This window comes from Pseudoalteromonas sp. BZK2 (genome assembly GCF_014349195.1).
In the GTDB taxonomy this organism is placed as follows: domain Bacteria; phylum Pseudomonadota; class Gammaproteobacteria; order Enterobacterales; family Alteromonadaceae; genus Pseudoalteromonas; species Pseudoalteromonas simplex.
Window position 1 is genome coordinate 71,460 of the sequence record NZ_JACSOG010000005.1, and the last position, 16,016, is coordinate 87,475.

Sequence of the window (16,016 nt, forward strand, 5' to 3'; positions counted from 1 at the left end):
TTTTGCAGTCGGACTCAAAAACCGCTAGGGTAGCAAAAAAATACTGTATTTATATTTAAAAACCCATTAACATCAAGAATAATTTATTCTAAAAACTAAATAAGCGTTTTGCTTTGGAGCTTGCTGTGTTAAATAAGTTTGCACTATCGTCACTGGTTATCGGATTAGGATGTTTCATGCCATTACAATCATCATTTGCTGAGTCTGCATTAACTTTAAAACAACAGTTAGGGCAAAAGCTCATGCTTGACCTACGTTATTACTGCGAGCAAGACCCGGGTGAGCAAAAATGCCGTACACCGGTGACAGAACTGCCGGCCGATTTAGCAAATATCATCACTAAACATAACATTGGTGGGGTGATCTTATTTGCAGAAAATATCGATACTGTGCCGCAAGTGATCAAACTTAACAATGACCTACAAAAAGCCGCCGCTAAGTCAGAGTTAGGCTTACCGCTGTTTATTTCGATAGACCAAGAGGGCGGCCGAGTTGCCCGTATTCCTCGTGATGTAGGTACATCGTTTACCGGTAACATGTCGATTGGCGCGACCTATAAAGAACATGGTACCCACTTCGCGACTGAGTCTGCCCGCATTATTGCCGACGAGCTATTAGCACTGGGTGTTAATGTTAACTATGCACCCACGGTTGATGTAAACATGAACCCAGATAACCCCGTTATTAACGTGCGCTCTTACGGTGAAGATCCGCAATTGGTGGCAAAACTAGGTGGTGCCCAAGTAGCTGGGTTTGAAAACAACGGCGTTATTTCATCATTAAAGCACTTTCCGGGGCATGGCGATACCAATGTAGATAGCCACACAGGCCTGCCAAAAGTAATGCATGATAAAGAAACCATTTGGCAGCAAGACTTACCACCTTTTAAAGAAATTATTAAAAACCAACAACCGGGTATGATCATGACTGCACATATCCAATACCCCGCCCTCGACGACAGCACGTTTGTCAGTAAAGAAGGCAAAACCATGATCAAGCCTGCAACGATGTCGCGCAAAATCATCACCGACTTATTACGTGACGAACTTGGTTATCAAGGTGTGGTGATCACAGATGCTCTTGATATGGCGGGGATCAGCCACTTTTTTGAACCAATTGAAGCGGTCGTAAATACCTTTGCAGCGGGTGTTGATATTGCCCTGATGCCAATCGAAATCAGAAGCCCTAAAGACTTAGCTGTGCTTGAAGCCCTGATTGAGCGATTAGAACAAGAAGTACAACGCGGCACGTTAAATGCCAACGAAATGAGTGCTTCTGCTACACGCATTTTAAAACTTAAAGAAAAGTTTAAGCTCACTTCGTTGCTTGATGACAAAGCAGCCATCAAAAAAGCGCAGCTTTTACTCGGTGATCAAAGCCATAGAAAAGTAGAAGCCGAATTAGCATTAGCTGCTATCACTGAAGTGAAAAACGAGAAAAACACCTTACCGCTTAGCATTAAATCGAACAGCAAAGTGCATATTATTATGCCAGACACCCGCAAATGCTATGCTTTGCAGCAGGCGTTAATTGACAACACCGATAAGTTAATCAGCTTTAGCTGCACAAGTTTGCAAGGTTATGAGCCGCTTGCAACATTAAAAGAAATTAACGAAGCGGATATAATCATTGCCGCCAATGCGTCACCAAAACAAAGTGCTGTTGAAGTCGGTGGGATGGATGACTTAGCTGACAACCCGGAGTTTGCAATTGCTAAAGCCGACCAATCTGCGGCATTAGAGTCATTGCTAAAACAAGCAAAATTAGCCCATAAGAAGACTATATTTGTAAGCTTACGTGCCCCTTACGATATTGCCCAATTCGGGAAATTTAGCGACGCTGTACTTGCTACTTATGCTTACAATATTGATGTAGATACTGATGAGAAAATTGCAGGGCCAGCTTTCACAGCACTGGCAAAAGTATTACTAGGAAAAGCTCCTGCAAAAGGACAGCTACCCGTTACTATTAATGATCTGAACTGAGTGTTATTGTAAAACTATCAGTTAAGCATTTGGTAAGGATCGGTATATGCAAAAAAATGCATCATTAACCACTCCCGCAGCTATACGAAAAATGGTTCGCGCAGGAGATTACAGTGGTAATACATCGGGCTTTGCACCGGGCTTTGTGCAGGCTAATTTAGTCATTTTACCCAAACAGTACGCGTTTGATTTTTTGCAGTTTAGTCAAGCAAACCCAAAATCGTGCCCAATTATTGCCTCTAGTCGCTTACCGGGCGTTGCCGATATGCCAAGTGTTGGTGAAGACATTGATATTCGTAGCGATTTACCTCGTTACCGCGTCTTCAAACATGGCCAAATGGTTGAAGAAGTAACCGATATTACCAGTCACTGGCGCGACGATTTAGTCACCTTTTTAATTGGTTGCTCGTTCTCATTTGAAGAAGCGCTGATTGCCGCGGGTCTTGAGATCAGAAACATCAGCGAACAAAAAAATGTGCCTATGTATGTGACCAATATGGCTTGCCAAAGTGCAGGGATTTTTCACGCCAATATGGTTGTAAGCATGCGCCCGATGAAACCTGCCGATGCCATTCGCGCTATCCAAATTTGCAGCCGCTTTCCAAGTGTACATGGTGCGCCAGTGCATTTTGGCGACCCTGCTGCAATTGGCATTAAAGATATTAACAAACCTGAGTTTGGTGATGCGGTGACCATTAAAGAAGGCGAAGTACCGGTATTTTGGGCCTGTGGTGTTACTCCACAAGTCGCGATTGCCAACGCGGCTCCTGATTTTTGTATCACGCATAGTCCAGGACACATGCTGATCACTGATATTCCAAATAGTAAAATGGCAGCGTTATAAATGACGATGAAATTAAACTGCGACCTTGGTGAAAGCTATGGCATGTGGAAAATGGGCTTAGATGAGCAAGTTATGCCACATATTGATATGGCAAATATTGCTTGTGGCTTTCATGCTGGCGATGCCGATGTGATGGCAAACACCCTAGCCCTAGCCAAGCAGCACAAAGTAATGGTTGGCGCGCACCCAAGTTACCCAGATAAGCAAGGTTTTGGTCGCCGCTCAATGGTTATGAGCGAAAAAGAGCTGACCAATTGCCTGCATTATCAAATTGCTGCAATTGACGGTATGGCTGCAGTACATGGTTTAACGCTCGAATACGTTAAGCCACATGGCGCACTGTATAACGACATGATGAGTGACGAGCAAACGCTGAATATTGTCATGCGCGCAGTGGCAAGTTATGCAAAACCATTAAAATTAATGATTTTAGCTACCAACCAAGCTGCCAAACACAAAGTACAAGCCAACGATCTGCAACTAGAACTCATTTTAGAAGCCTTTGCCGACCGTCAATACACAGACGAAGGTAAACTTGTTGCACGTTCTTTAGCGGGCAGCGTACACGACAAAGCGGCGCTAATGGCACAGGTAAAACAGTTAGTTGCACATGGCACAGTTACAACGCGAAGTGGTCAGCAGCTGGCACTTAATGCCGATAGCCTGTGTGTACATGGCGATAATGAAGCGGGTATTGCACTCATTCAAGAGATCAAAGCACTATGTCAGCAAGCCTAAGCGACGCTGCGCTCAGCCAACACATTGAAACCATGATGGTTGAACAAAACCCACGTGGTATGCAGCATTTATACGCAAAACAACTAACGGGTACGTATTTACGCGCAGCAAAATACCTTTATAAAGTACAAGGTACTGTGTTGATAGGTACGGGCTTTGCGGTCAACAATACCTTCGAGACTGATGGTCCGGTTGGTGCAATTGCACTTTACAAGGTACTCGAAAAGCTTGGTAAACAGCCTATTTTGGTTACTGGCAACCCCCTTTACAGAGCCCTGAAAAATGACTTTAACTGTTTTGAGCTACCTATAAATAGCATTGATAATGCACACACTTTTAGCATTAAAGCCCTTGCGCAGCTAAAACCTGAGTGTGTTTTATCAATAGAACGCCCGGGGCTTAACGAGCATCAGCGTTATTATAATATGCGCGGTATTGATATTTCGGAGCATTGCGGCTGCTTTGATTTTTTTGTGACAGAAGCACCTTGCCCCACCATAGCGATTGGTGATGGCGGTAACGAAATAGGCATGGGTAACCTTGCACAGCATATGCAAGCGCTAAACATCACTCCTTGTTTAACAACCTGTGATGAGCTGTTACTCGCCGATGTATCTAACTGGGCAGCATACGGACTCATTGCCTTTTTAAGTCGCTGGCATAACACTGATTTGTTGGCTGATATTGAGCCACTCAACATTTTACATTACCTAAGTGAGCGCGGTAGTGTCGATGGCGTCACCCATAAAAATGAGCTCACCGAAGACGGCCTGCATGCAATGCATGGTCAACAATTAATAACTCGGCTTCGCCAACTTGGCGGCTTTACGACAGAGAATGAGGTTTAACAATGGGCACGGTATACCTAAACGGTGAATACCTTGGCGCTGATGAAGCAAAGATTTCACCCATGGATCGCGGCTTCTTATTTGGCGATGGCATCTATGAAGTGATCCCATCATACCAAGGCAAAATGCTTGGCTTTGGCGCACATATTGAGCGTATGAATAACGGTTTAAACGAACTTGAAATTAAGCTCGATTACAGTGCCGATAGGTGGCGTAAAATCTGTAATGATTTATGCGAGAAAAACCAAGGTGATAATCTAGGGATTTATTTGCACGTTAGCCGCGGCGCCGACACTAAACGAGCCCACGGCTACCCAACTAATATTACCCCGACCGTATTCGCGTTTGCGTTTGAAATTCCGGCAGAGCCAAAAAGCGATATCGACAATGCAACAACTTACACCGTATCACTTGAGCAAGACCGTCGCTGGCAACGTTGCCATATTAAATCAACGGCACTGCTTGGCAACGTGATCCATTTCCAGCACGGTGCAGCAGCGGGCAACAAAGAAACCATTCTATTTAACCGCTTAGAAGAAATTACCGAAGCAAGTTCAAGTAATGTGTTTATAGTAAAAGATGGTGTGATCGGCACGCCACCACTTGATAACCAAATTTTACCGGGGATCACCCGCTGGTTAATCCTCAATATTCTTCACAGTTACAGTAACTTTAAAGTGCAAGAGCGCATTATTAGTAAAGACGAGTTACTTGATGCCGACGAAGTATGGATCACCAGCGCCACTAAAGAAGTTGGCCCAGTTGTAAAAGTAAATGGCAAGTTAGTTGGCGATGGTAAGCCTGGTGCAGTTTGGCAACAAGTGCAAAGCTTGTTTACCAAGCATAAGTTTGATTACTAATTTAATCGCACTCAAAAACAAACGCCTACTGCAAGTAGGCGTTTTTGTTTTAGCTTTTATTTGCTTTATAAGGCCAAGCTTGCAAGAGGCCGTCACTGGTTTCTGAATATAGTTGCTTACCATCGTAAGCCACACTCAGAACCGACGTTCGCTGGCGCTGTTGTTTAGCTTCGTATTCAGCGATTAGTTCACCATCTGCAACGCGATATAAACGCATCTTCATTTTTGGCGAGCCCGTTAATAGCCATTTATCTTGATTAATAAATTGCGATGCGGTGAATTCAATAAAGTTAGAGTATGAGGCCACTTCTGATAGTTCTTTTTTCTTGGCTAAATCAAAGAATACACGATCATCAACCGAGTCAATTGCAAAGCCCAAGCTTGCTGTTTTATTTAAAGTAACGTGATTCACTCTGGTCGCTAAACGCTCTTCAAAACGAGTGCTGCCATCGCTCGTTGACCAAAGCTTTACGTACTTGTCGCTCGAGCCGGTAAACGCCCACTGACCATCAGCCGATAACGCCACGCTATTAATATCTAAACGATGAATATCAAAACGCTTAGTATCACCTGTACGGGTATTTATTACCTCAGCCTTGCCGCTACGATAAGCGATAACCAACGTATCGCCTACGGCTGAAATAGCGATGTCTCTGGCGATTTCTTGCCCGGTGAGCCAAGTACCAATGCTACGCCCAGTGCGAGTATCGTATAAAGTCACCGATAATCGATTTGAAATGAAAAAACGAGATTTGTTAGCGCTAAAACCCACAAGCTCAACATGTTCAGCGCCCTGCCCTGTTATACAATCGTATAGACGCGCTTTTAACTGATTATCCCAAACGCACACCTCAGATTGGGTTGCCACTAACGCGTGACTAGCATCCTCGGTTAGTGCCGTGGCACTTAGTAACTCATTGCCATGGGCAAACTCACTACTAGCAGGGGCAGTAAACACCTCACCTCCACCACAGCCCACAAGGCTTAGTGCAAATACACAAGCAAGAGGTTTAAACAGTTTCGACGTCATGATTATTCTCAATTTTATAATTATTTTGTATAGAGGCAGTGTAATGAAAATAAGCGGAAGTTGGTAGGGGAACTAGCTGTCAGCTTTCAGCCGTCAGCCATCAGTTTTTGTAGGCGTGAAATTTATTTCGCGCGAAGCGCTGGCAGCTGTGCGGTGCAGCGGCGCGCCATGCAAGCATGGCGCCTACAAGAAACGATTATTGGTCTGTTCTGCTCACGATTTCGTAGCCTTTGGCTTCATAATCGTTGATGCATTTTTGAAATTTATTTTGAAGTTTTATTTCATCAAAAAAGCCTAGTGAGTATGCATCACACTTTACTTTCATATGTTCACTGTTTTCCAAAACCGCATTTAGTTTGAGCTCAGCAAAACCAAATTTATAGGCTAATTCTGTGAACTGTGAATACAGAACCAAAAGCAGTACAGCAAGAAGGGTAAGCGTTAGTGTATTTTTCATTTTTATTTCCTTTAAAAGTGTTGGTAAAAAGACTGGAGCAATTATCGAACCAACAATGTAACCTCATATAAATCAATAAAATGGATTATTCACACAAAAGCATAGTTGATATTTTCACCAATAAATAGTGAAAAAGACAACTATTTACTAAAATAAATACTACTTTGGAGTGATGAGTGTTTTTTAGGTGCGAGGGACGAGGTTGAGGGTGCTTTAACGCCGAACAACCCCCTTCCAATTCGCTGCAAAAATGGATAACCCTTAACTATGAACAAACATATGAACTAATAATCAAATATTACAAAAAGTTGAAATTACTTTGCGATTGCTAAATGTTTTCTTTATCATTTTAGGTACAGACAACATTACAAGGAAGCAATATGTCTTGGTCAAAACTTAATAAAACTATCAATGCTAACTCTGTTATTCCACTTGACGCCCTTAGCTGTCGCGATTTTGGTGTTAAACTACCCGCTGATTTTCCTTTCCGTAAAGTAAAATTTACTTGCCAAGCACTGGCGATGCTATCCCAACTGAATGACTATGATATAAAAATGGTTTGCGCTGATATTATGCAAATATGTGCCAACCCTAATGCGCAAAACTCAATCAAACATAGTCGTAATCCGTTAAGACGCTTATGGCGGACTAAATACCCGTTTCGCAATTATCATTTTTTGATTGAGTATTCACTAAAAAATGGTTTTATAAACCTAGAAGACATCTTATTTGATAAACAATTATACGGCTCTAAAGAAACATTTTCTGCTGAACGTACTATGTTATACGAGGTGAAAAGACGGAGCAGCCATAGCTATGATAAAGCTATGAATAAGAAAGAATTAGATAAAGTCCGAGAGGCATGGGACCAAGAGAAAATAATTCCGACAACGCGAATCAATACTGAACATGCTGCAGTTAACGGCATGTTGAATGAACTGACTAAAGCGGCTTGGTTAATGGGCACCCACTTAGATAGTGCCTATGAAGGAGATGGCATTAAAGCATATACCTTGTTCCATAACCCAACGGATCGTGTCAAACTTGATTTAGTAGAGTGTGCATTTGATAAACGGTTAGGGACAAAGTCACACAATGCGCAGCATTTAGCAGCGGTTCTTGCGCAAAATAGCCAACAAGGTAAACAGGTTAAATGGCTTGCCCACAGTCAGGGGGCCATTATCTTTTGTGCCGCCCTTGAGCACTACCGTATTTATTACGGTAAACCACTTACAAGCCAGCAATTAGCTGTTCATGGATCAGGCTCTAATATAGAGCGCTTGAAACGCATAGCTAACAGCACTGGCTTAAAAGTAGTTGCAATACGTAACAATCCATATGACTTAGTGCCTAACCTAGCTGGACGTAATGATTTATCGGCAAGTAGTTTTGTTCGCTCTATGAAGTTTAGGGGTCTTGTAACTGGTGAAGACGCAGGTGCTAGCCCACATACGCTACCTTTTTTAGGTTTAGTAACCTATGCCGATCAGCTACAAATGTTAGGCTATAACGATAAAGCTGATATTGTTAGAAAGTTTATAAAAACCCTACCTATAACGGATGCAAGATTATGATTAAACTAGCTAAAGCATTTTACCGTGGCTTTATAGGTGGCCCTAACTTTGATAATTGTGTACACCACCGCCTTATTTTAGAAGATAAGTTGCTTACGCTAGATATACCAGACAGTAACGTTGCTGCAGCAACCTCGACAATTGATATCTCTTTTCCTTACAACTCAAGAAGCTGGTTTGAACAAAACAAAGAAGATGATTTCCAGCATGAATTTGTTCATATGCTCATAGAGCTTTGGATGTACCTCCCGCCATTAAATTATTTACCAAGCAGCGAATATGGCATGCTCAGCTGCCAACTACGCATAAAGCAAACCGATAAGATAAACGTTTTAGATCCCGAGCAATTAAAACATTTTGTGATTAATGAATATGATACCTTTCACTGGGGGCCGAGTGGTGTTAACACAGAAATAAAAAATGATACCACAGTTGAATCATCTAAGAGAGCTAACCCTTGGGATGATGAGGCTTTGAAAGAAGAAATTGAGGGGCGTATCGAAGTTTACGGCAAACCCCCAATACCTCCTGCAAAAGAGGTAATCATCAATAAACTTACTTGGGTATTTTATCAAATCAAAAGAAGTAATAGCCGCTCCCACCAAGACTACTATTGCTTACCACTCAGTGAGCATGCATTTCTAGAGGTGAAGTTTAACCATCGTGTTGACCGCTCTGATAAACATAAAAAGTGGTCAAAACATGCCTTAGCATCCCAACAACGGATTATGGAAACAATTAAGCTCAATGACATACCCGCTGAGCATGATAATTTAATAACAGATAACGCTGAGAAGCATGGTTAAATTACTTAGAGCATTTATACGCGGCTTTATTGGTGGCCCTAACTTTGATAATTGTGTACACCACCGACTTATTTTAGAAGATAAATTGCTAACGCTAGATGTGCCAGACAGTAATGTTGCTGCAGTCCCTTCAACAATTGATGTCTCATTCCCTTACAACTCAGAAAGTTGGTTTGAGCATAATAAAAAAATATATCTATATCATGAATATGTACATATGCTCACTGAAAACTGGATGTATTTACCACCTGTTAGCTATTTACTAAGTAGTGAGTATGGCATGCTTAGTTGCCAACTACGCATTAAACAAACAAATAAGATAAAAGTACTTGATATTGATCAGTTGAAGCATTTTGTGATTGATGAATACGATAGATTTCATTGGGGACATGAGGGGCGAAACGTTAGTATTACCAAAGAAGTCAAAGCTAGAAGGGCTAAAAGTTCAGTCGATTGGACAGAAGCTGAAATAAACGAAGAAATCAAAGAGTATATAAAATTGCATGGTTATCCTCCTCTCCCTCCTGCAAAAGAAATAGTTCTCAATCAGCTAACTTGGGTTTTTTATCAAGAAATAAGAGATAATGATCGCTCTCACCAAGACTACTATTGCTTACCACTCAGTGAGCATACATTTTTAGAGGTGAAATTTAACCACCGTGTTGACCGCTCAGATAAACACAAAAAGTGGTCAGAACATGCTCTTGCATCGCAACAACGGATTATGGAATCAATTAAGCTCAGCGACATACCCACTGAGCACGATAACTTGATAACAGATAACGATGAGAAGCATGGTTAAATTACTTAAAGCATTTATACGCGGCTTTATTGGTGGCCCTAACTTTGATAATTGTGTACACCACCGCCTTATTTTAGAAGATAAGTTACTTATAGTGGATATACCAAAAAGCCATGTTGCTGCTGTAAGTAAACCAGTCGATGTGTCATTTCCTTATAGCTCAACAAGTTGGTTTAATCAGCAGAAGAAAAATTATTTACAGCATGAATATGTTCATATGCTTACAAAGAACTGGATGTATCTTCCGCCAGTGAGTTATCTGCCAAGCAGCGAATATGGCATGCTTAGTTGCCAGTTACGTATAAAACAAACCCAGAATATCAATGTTCAAGATACTGAACAGTTAAAGCATTTTGTGATTAATGAATACGATGTTTTTCATTGGGGACCTGAGGGTAGAAATACTGAAATCGAGAATGATACCACTTTAGAATCTAGTAAAAGAGCGAACCCTTGGATAGGAGATGCATTAAAAAAGGAGATACTAGAACGAGTGGAAATTTATGGCTACCCGCCACTACCTGCAGCAAAAGACATAGTTATCGATCAACTAACTTGGGTTTTTTATCAAGAAATAAGAGATAATGATCGCTCTCACCAAGACTACTACTGCTTACCACTCAGTGAACATGCTTTTTTAGAGGTGAAGTTTAACCACCGCGTTGACCGCTCTGATAAACACAAAAAGTGGTCAAAACATGCCCTTGCGTCGCAACAACGGATTATGGAATCAATTAAGCTCAATGACATACCCGCTGAGCATGATAACTTGATTGCTGATAATTCAAGGTATGTTTAAAATTTCCATCTTTTCAAATGCTTCAAAGAGGCTGCAAATAGCTTAATCTAATCTGCGATATAGAATCTCGACTACATAAGCTAGGCCCTGTTTCCTAGAGCCTAGCGCCTGTTAACTTTCAATCTGATAGCTGACGGCTGAAAGCTTACAGCTCACTTTCCCTCGCTCACTCCCCTCACCCATGCGTAAAACAGAACACATTAAGTTTATTACCGTCTAAGTCTCTAAAGTATCCCGCATAAAAGCCGGGCATTTCACGTGGACCGGGGGCGCCTTCGTCTGTGCCACCTAGTTCTATGGCTTTTTTATAAAAGGCATCTACTTGGGCGGGGGTTTCGACTGCCAGAGCAATCATAGTGCCGTTACCTACTGTGGCTTTTTCATCGTTATAAGGTTTGGTAATAGCAAAACCGGGCTTATCTTGACCAGTGCTCCATGCGACAAAGCGGTCAGTTTCTAAAAAGCGCTCGGCGTTTAAAGTGGCGAACAATTCATCGTAATACTTTACTGCTTTAGCTAGGTTGTTAGTGCCTAACATGGTGTAACCTATCATTGTGTGCTCCTTACGTTTAAAAGTGTCTGTACTCAACATAAAAGGGAAATGACCATCTGTCTATTGATTTCTCCATTCATCGCAATGGACTATATTTCTGATGGTTGTTACTTTATAACAGGTTAACACGCCCTAATTTCTGCTCACTAACAAGGAAATAAAATGAAGTTTAAAACGTCTTTAGCACTGCTTGCAGCAGCCAGCTTTTACAGCCATGCAGGAGCTAGCAATACCTTTCAACTTGAAAATGTTTTTGATCTTGAATACGCCAACCAAATAGAAATGACAAAAAATGGCGATACAATTTACTTTGTGCGTAATCGCATGGATATCAAAAGCGACCGTAAAGTCAGTAATATTTGGTCAGTAAACCCAGATGGTAAAACCATGCTACCGCTAACATCTGGCGTGCATATGGATTACTCTCCGGTGTTGTCACCAGATGAAACTCGTTTAGCGTTTATTTCTACCCGAGATGGTAGCAGCCAAATCTATGTAAAATGGTTAAAAACCGGTAACGTAGCAAAAATTAGTAACCTAACGCAAAGCCCTGGCGGATTAACTTGGACGCCAGATGGTAAACAATTAGTGTTTAGTCAGTTTGTGCCAGCAAAATCAGCAAGCCCAGTGTCTTTACCGGGCAAGCCAGAAGGCGCTAAGTGGGCTGAGCCAGCTAAATATATTGACGATACCTATTACCGTGCCGATGGCGGTGGCTACTCTGAAAAAGGTTATCGTCACTTTTTTATCATCAGTGCAACGGGCGGCAATGCACGTCAATTGAGTTCTGGTGATTTTGATCATGGTGGTGCTATTAGCTTTAACGAACAAGGCGATGCGTTTTATTTTTCGGCTAATCGCTATGAAGACAATGAATTACACCCAACTGAATCTGAAATCTATAAACTTAGCTTAGCGGATCGTTCAATTACCCAAATAACAGACCGTAAAGGCCCAGATTCACGCCCTAAAGTCTCGCCAAATGGTCGTTATCTAGCATACACAGGTTACGACGACAAAAAAACTAACTATGAAAATAACGACATTTATTTACTTGATTTAAAATCAGGTAAAACCTCGGTACTCACTGCTGATTTAGACCGTAGTGTCGAAGATATTAAATGGGATGATAGCGGCAGAGGCCTTTATTTTAGCTACGATAGTGAAGGTAAAACACACCTAGCTTATCAGCCGCGTAGTGGTAAACATAAGGTGATTACCTCACAGATTGGTAGTGTCGCCTTTGGTCGCCCATATTCAGGTGGTGACTTTGATGTGAGCGAAGATGGTGAAGTTGCATTCACACTTGCAGATACCCAGCGTCCAGCTGATGTAGCATTAATTAAGCGTGGTAAAACGGCGCGTTTAACACAATTAAACGAAGATGCGCTGGGCGACAAAGAGCTAGCTAAGGTTGAAGAAATTTGGGTTAAATCAAGCCACGATGGCTTGGCTATTCAAGGTTGGATTGCTTACCCGCCGGGCTTTGATAAAAACAAAAAGTATCCACTTGTTTTAGAGATCCACGGCGGTCCTGTTGCAAACTACGGCCCTCACTTTAGCCCTGAAGTACAATTATACGCAGCCAAAGGGAATGTTGTGCTGTATATGAACCCACGCGGCAGTGACTCATACGGTAAAGAATTCGCGCAAACAATTCATCATAACTACCCAAGTAATGACTTTGATGACTTAATGACAGGTGTTGATGCTGTCATCAATAAGGGCTTTATTGATGAGAGTAAGTTGTTTGTCACCGGCGGTTCAGGTGGCGGTGTTTTAACTGCATGGATTGTAGGTCATACAGACCGCTTTGCAGCCGCTGTTGTTGCTAAACCTGTTATCAATTGGATCAGCTTTGTACTAACTGCTGATTTCTACCCTTTCTTTGCTGACTATTGGTTCCCAGGTAAACCATGGGACAACATTGAGCATTATATGAAGCGCTCTCCAATTAGCTATGTGGGCAATGTAAAAACACCCACTATGCTGTTAACTGGTGAATCAGACTATCGCACGCCGATTTCTGAAACCGAGCAATTTTACCAAGCGTTAAAGCTTCAAGGCGTTGATACAGCGATGGTGCGTATTCCTAATGCCTCACATGGTATTACCGCGCGCCCATCAAACCTGATGACCAAAGTCGCCTATATTCAATGGTGGTTTGATAAACATAGTAAGTAGTTGCGGGTTGCGAGCAATAGTTTAGGTGCGGCTTTATGCCGCGCCATATATAAACCATAACGCGGGATAAACCCGCTGCTATTTTCTAACTTTTGAATTTCAATCTGATAGCTGACGGCTGAAAGCTGACAGCTCTCTTTTCTGTAAACCCCCTTTACAGTCAAAATATGAGTAACTCCTTACATACATTTCTCAAATATCGGACATTAATCCAAAAGCAGTTAGTAAAAAATCGGTTTATAGCCAAAATCAGTAACTTGAGTTAGTAAAAAATCGGTTTGTGCCGCTAAAAACCTAGCTTCAGTTAGTAAAATTTTGGTTTGTGAGGGTATTGAGTTGGTAAAAAATCGGTTTATGGCTTGAGTGAGTTAATAAAAAATCGGTTTGTAAATCGCAAGATTTTACAAAACAGCATTAAATTGCCGTTTATATGACCTAATTTTAGCCATTCTAGAGGCTGTGCTCTGCCAATAAGCCCTAAATTAAGGTTCATGAGGCGGAGGTAGTTAAATACTGATCTAAAATTCTAACGCTGGTAAATGCGTGATCTGTATTTTTATAAAGCTAGTAAATGGCTGATCCAAGACTTGGTTAAAGAGTGATCCGAACTACGAGATACGAGATACGAGATACGAGATGCGAGGTGAGAAATGCGAGTCTGATGGCTGACGGCTGAAAGCTGACGGCTAAAATGTGAAAAAGGGCCCGAAAGCCCCTAACAACATTATTGAATAGCTATAAAGGAAACTACATTACAACTTGGTTAGAACTGGTTCATGGTATTTGCTTCACCACCGGCTTTAAGCGCATTTTCACCAGAGAAGTACTCTTTATGAGTATCACCAATGTTAGAACCTGCTAGGTCTTGGTGTTTCACTGATGCTTGCTCACGGCGGATTTCTTGACGTTGTACGTCGCGAACATACGCCAGCATTCCTAGGTCGCCGAAATAGCCTTCTGATAGAATATCAGTGCTTAGCGCCGCTGTATGGTAAGTTGGTAGCGTGATTAGGTGATGGAAGATACCCGCTTCACGTGCACCATCTTTTTGGAAGTTTTGTACAAGTACATCTGCTGCCGCAGCAAGCTCTGTGTCATCCATTTCTGGCGCCATTAATGCTTTATTGTCATCGATGCTTGGGTAAGCAGATAGGTCTTTACCTTGTTCTTGCCACTCAGCATATACTTGCTCACGGAATTTAAGTGTCCAGTTGAACGACGGTGAGTTGTTGTATACCAGCTTAGCATTTGGTACTTGCTCTTTAACGCGGTTTACAAGCTCAGCGATTTGTTTAACGTTTGGCTTTTCTGTTTCAATCCACAGTAAGTCTGCGCCTGATTGTAAGCTAGTTACACAATCAAGAACTACGCGGTCTTTCTCTGTACCTTCACGGAACTGGTATAAACCATTATCTAAACGTGTTGGTTTGCAAAGCTGACCATTCAGCTTCATTGCAGTGTCGCCTTCGTTTAAGTCATCTACATTGTTTACTGGTGTTGTTTCAAGGAACGACGTGTATTGGCTAGCAAGGTCGCCAGGAGTTTTAGATACTGGCACTTTTTGAGTAAGACTTGCACCTAATGAGTCTGTGCGAGCAACAATAATACCGTTATCAATGCCAAGCTCTAAGAATGCGTAACGAACTGCGTTAATTTTTGCTAAGAAATCTTCATGCGGTACAGTTACTTTACCAGCTTGGTGACCACATTGTTTTGCGTCAGATACTTGGTTCTCGATTTGGATAGCACATGCACCCGCTTCAATCATCTTTTTAGCAAGTAGGTAAGTTGCTTCTTCGTTACCGAAACCCGCATCGATATCAGCAATAATTGGCACAACATGGCTTTCGAAGTTATCGATTTTATTTAGCACTGCTTGAACGTCACCGCCGTTTGCTTTCGCTTCGTCTAGGTCTTTGTAAAGGTGGTCGAGCTCACGTGCATCAGCTTGCTTTAAGAAAGTGTAGATTTCTTCGATTAGCGCTGGAACAGACGTTTTTTCATGCATACTTTGGTCAGGTAATGGACCAAACTCAGAGCGAAGTGCCGCAACCATCCAGCCACTTAGGTATACATAGCTGCGTTTAGTTGTTTTATTATGACGTTTAATTGCCATCATCATTTGCTGTGCAGTAAAACCATGCCAACAACCTAATGATTGTGTGTATTGGCTGTGATCAGCATCATAAGCTGCCATATCTGCACGCATAATGTCTGCAGTATATTGAGCAATGTCTAGACCCGTACGAAAACGGTTTTGTAAGCGCATACGGCTAGCGTATTCTGGGTTGATTGACTGCCACGTTTTGCCTTGTGTTTGACATAAGGTAGCTAAGTTATCGGTTTCGCGTTGATATGTTGTCATAATAAAAATCCTTCGAACGGGTTATCTATTTTTTGTTAGTGAGAGTGGCTACTTGGCGTTTGCTTCGTAGCGCTTAATTCAACATTAGGCGGATTTTTGGGATTTAGTAAATTTATAGTTGTTATTGCCACTATATTTTTAGTGAATGACAAATAACCTGCTTATTAGCCT

General features: G+C 41.8%; 14 protein-coding genes. 10 read left to right on the forward strand and 4 right to left on the reverse strand.

Annotated elements, in window-relative coordinates; all coding sequences use genetic code 11:
• Positions 1-176 precede the first annotated feature (176 nt).
• Genes BIZ38_RS04485 through BIZ38_RS04505 form a run of 5 tightly spaced genes read left to right on the forward strand, consistent with a single transcriptional unit; the run spans position 177 to position 5,275 of the window.
• Positions 177-1,985 carry a glycoside hydrolase family 3 protein gene (locus BIZ38_RS04485; protein ID WP_187489679.1) on the forward strand — a complete coding sequence of 603 codons (1,809 nt, stop codon included), beginning with the start codon at positions 177-179 and terminating at the stop codon, positions 1,983-1,985.
• A 46-nt stretch (positions 1,986-2,031) separates the two neighbouring features.
• On the forward strand, positions 2,032-2,829 hold the full coding sequence (locus BIZ38_RS04490; protein WP_138619022.1) for a putative hydro-lyase: 798 nt from the start codon (positions 2,032-2,034) through the stop codon (positions 2,827-2,829).
• 6 nt (positions 2,830-2,835) lie between these two features.
• The gene (locus BIZ38_RS04495) at positions 2,836-3,567 is read left to right on the forward strand and encodes a 5-oxoprolinase subunit PxpA (RefSeq protein WP_138619034.1); all 732 of its coding nucleotides are present in this window, start codon (positions 2,836-2,838) and stop codon (positions 3,565-3,567) included.
• Complete coding sequence (locus BIZ38_RS04500) at positions 3,552-4,415, forward strand: glutamate cyclase domain-containing protein (RefSeq protein WP_187489680.1); 864 nt, start codon at positions 3,552-3,554, stop codon at positions 4,413-4,415. The genes BIZ38_RS04495 and BIZ38_RS04500 overlap by 16 nt, the downstream gene beginning before the upstream one ends.
• Positions 4,416-4,417: 2 nt before the next feature.
• The gene (locus BIZ38_RS04505; protein ID WP_138619026.1) at positions 4,418-5,275 is read left to right on the forward strand and encodes an aminotransferase class IV; all 858 of its coding nucleotides are present in this window, start codon (positions 4,418-4,420) and stop codon (positions 5,273-5,275) included.
• Between the two features lie 49 nt (positions 5,276-5,324).
• Here BIZ38_RS04505 and BIZ38_RS04510 read toward each other — a convergent pair whose 3' ends face one another.
• Together BIZ38_RS04510 and BIZ38_RS04515 are read right to left on the reverse strand one after the other, a co-directional pair.
• Positions 5,325-6,305, reverse strand: coding sequence for a WD40 repeat domain-containing protein (locus BIZ38_RS04510; RefSeq protein ID WP_138619028.1), 981 nt, complete (start codon positions 6,303-6,305; stop codon positions 5,325-5,327).
• Between the two features lie 196 nt (positions 6,306-6,501).
• On the reverse strand, positions 6,502-6,762 hold the full coding sequence (locus BIZ38_RS04515; RefSeq protein ID WP_138600123.1) for a hypothetical protein: 261 nt from the start codon (positions 6,760-6,762) through the stop codon (positions 6,502-6,504).
• A gap of 380 nt (positions 6,763-7,142) precedes the next feature.
• Here BIZ38_RS04515 and BIZ38_RS04520 point away from each other — a divergent pair, with 380 nt between their 5' ends.
• From BIZ38_RS04520 to BIZ38_RS04535, 4 genes are read left to right on the forward strand one after another with little or no spacing between them, the layout of a single operon-like run.
• Positions 7,143-8,336 carry a hypothetical protein gene (locus BIZ38_RS04520; protein WP_187489681.1) on the forward strand — a complete coding sequence of 398 codons (1,194 nt, stop codon included), beginning with the start codon at positions 7,143-7,145 and terminating at the stop codon, positions 8,334-8,336.
• A complete protein-coding gene (locus BIZ38_RS04525) occupies positions 8,333-9,142 on the forward strand; it encodes a hypothetical protein (RefSeq protein WP_187489682.1) in 810 nt (269 codons plus the stop codon). Before BIZ38_RS04520 ends, BIZ38_RS04525 begins: the two co-directional genes overlap by 4 nt.
• Complete coding sequence (locus BIZ38_RS04530; protein WP_187489683.1) at positions 9,135-9,944, forward strand: hypothetical protein; 810 nt, start codon at positions 9,135-9,137, stop codon at positions 9,942-9,944. The genes BIZ38_RS04525 and BIZ38_RS04530 overlap by 8 nt, the downstream gene beginning before the upstream one ends.
• Positions 9,937-10,743 (forward strand): hypothetical protein, encoded by an 807-nt coding sequence (locus BIZ38_RS04535; protein WP_187489684.1) that lies wholly within the window; start codon positions 9,937-9,939, stop codon positions 10,741-10,743. The genes BIZ38_RS04530 and BIZ38_RS04535 overlap by 8 nt, the downstream gene beginning before the upstream one ends.
• 175 nt (positions 10,744-10,918) lie before the next feature.
• On the opposite strand, the gene BIZ38_RS04540 is transcribed toward BIZ38_RS04535, so the two are convergent.
• Positions 10,919-11,296 (reverse strand): VOC family protein, encoded by a 378-nt coding sequence (locus tag BIZ38_RS04540; RefSeq protein WP_054553384.1) that lies wholly within the window; start codon positions 11,294-11,296, stop codon positions 10,919-10,921.
• A gap of 162 nt (positions 11,297-11,458) precedes the next feature.
• Between BIZ38_RS04540 and BIZ38_RS04545 the strand changes: the two genes are divergently transcribed.
• A complete protein-coding gene (locus tag BIZ38_RS04545) occupies positions 11,459-13,480 on the forward strand; it encodes a prolyl oligopeptidase family serine peptidase (RefSeq protein WP_187489685.1) in 2,022 nt (673 codons plus the stop codon).
• A gap of 763 nt (positions 13,481-14,243) precedes the next feature.
• Here the strand turns inward: BIZ38_RS04545 and BIZ38_RS04550 are convergent.
• Positions 14,244-15,845, reverse strand: a complete 1,602-nt coding sequence (locus BIZ38_RS04550) for an isocitrate lyase (RefSeq protein ID WP_187489686.1) — start codon at positions 15,843-15,845, stop codon at positions 14,244-14,246.
• Positions 15,846-16,016: the final 171 nt, after the last annotated feature.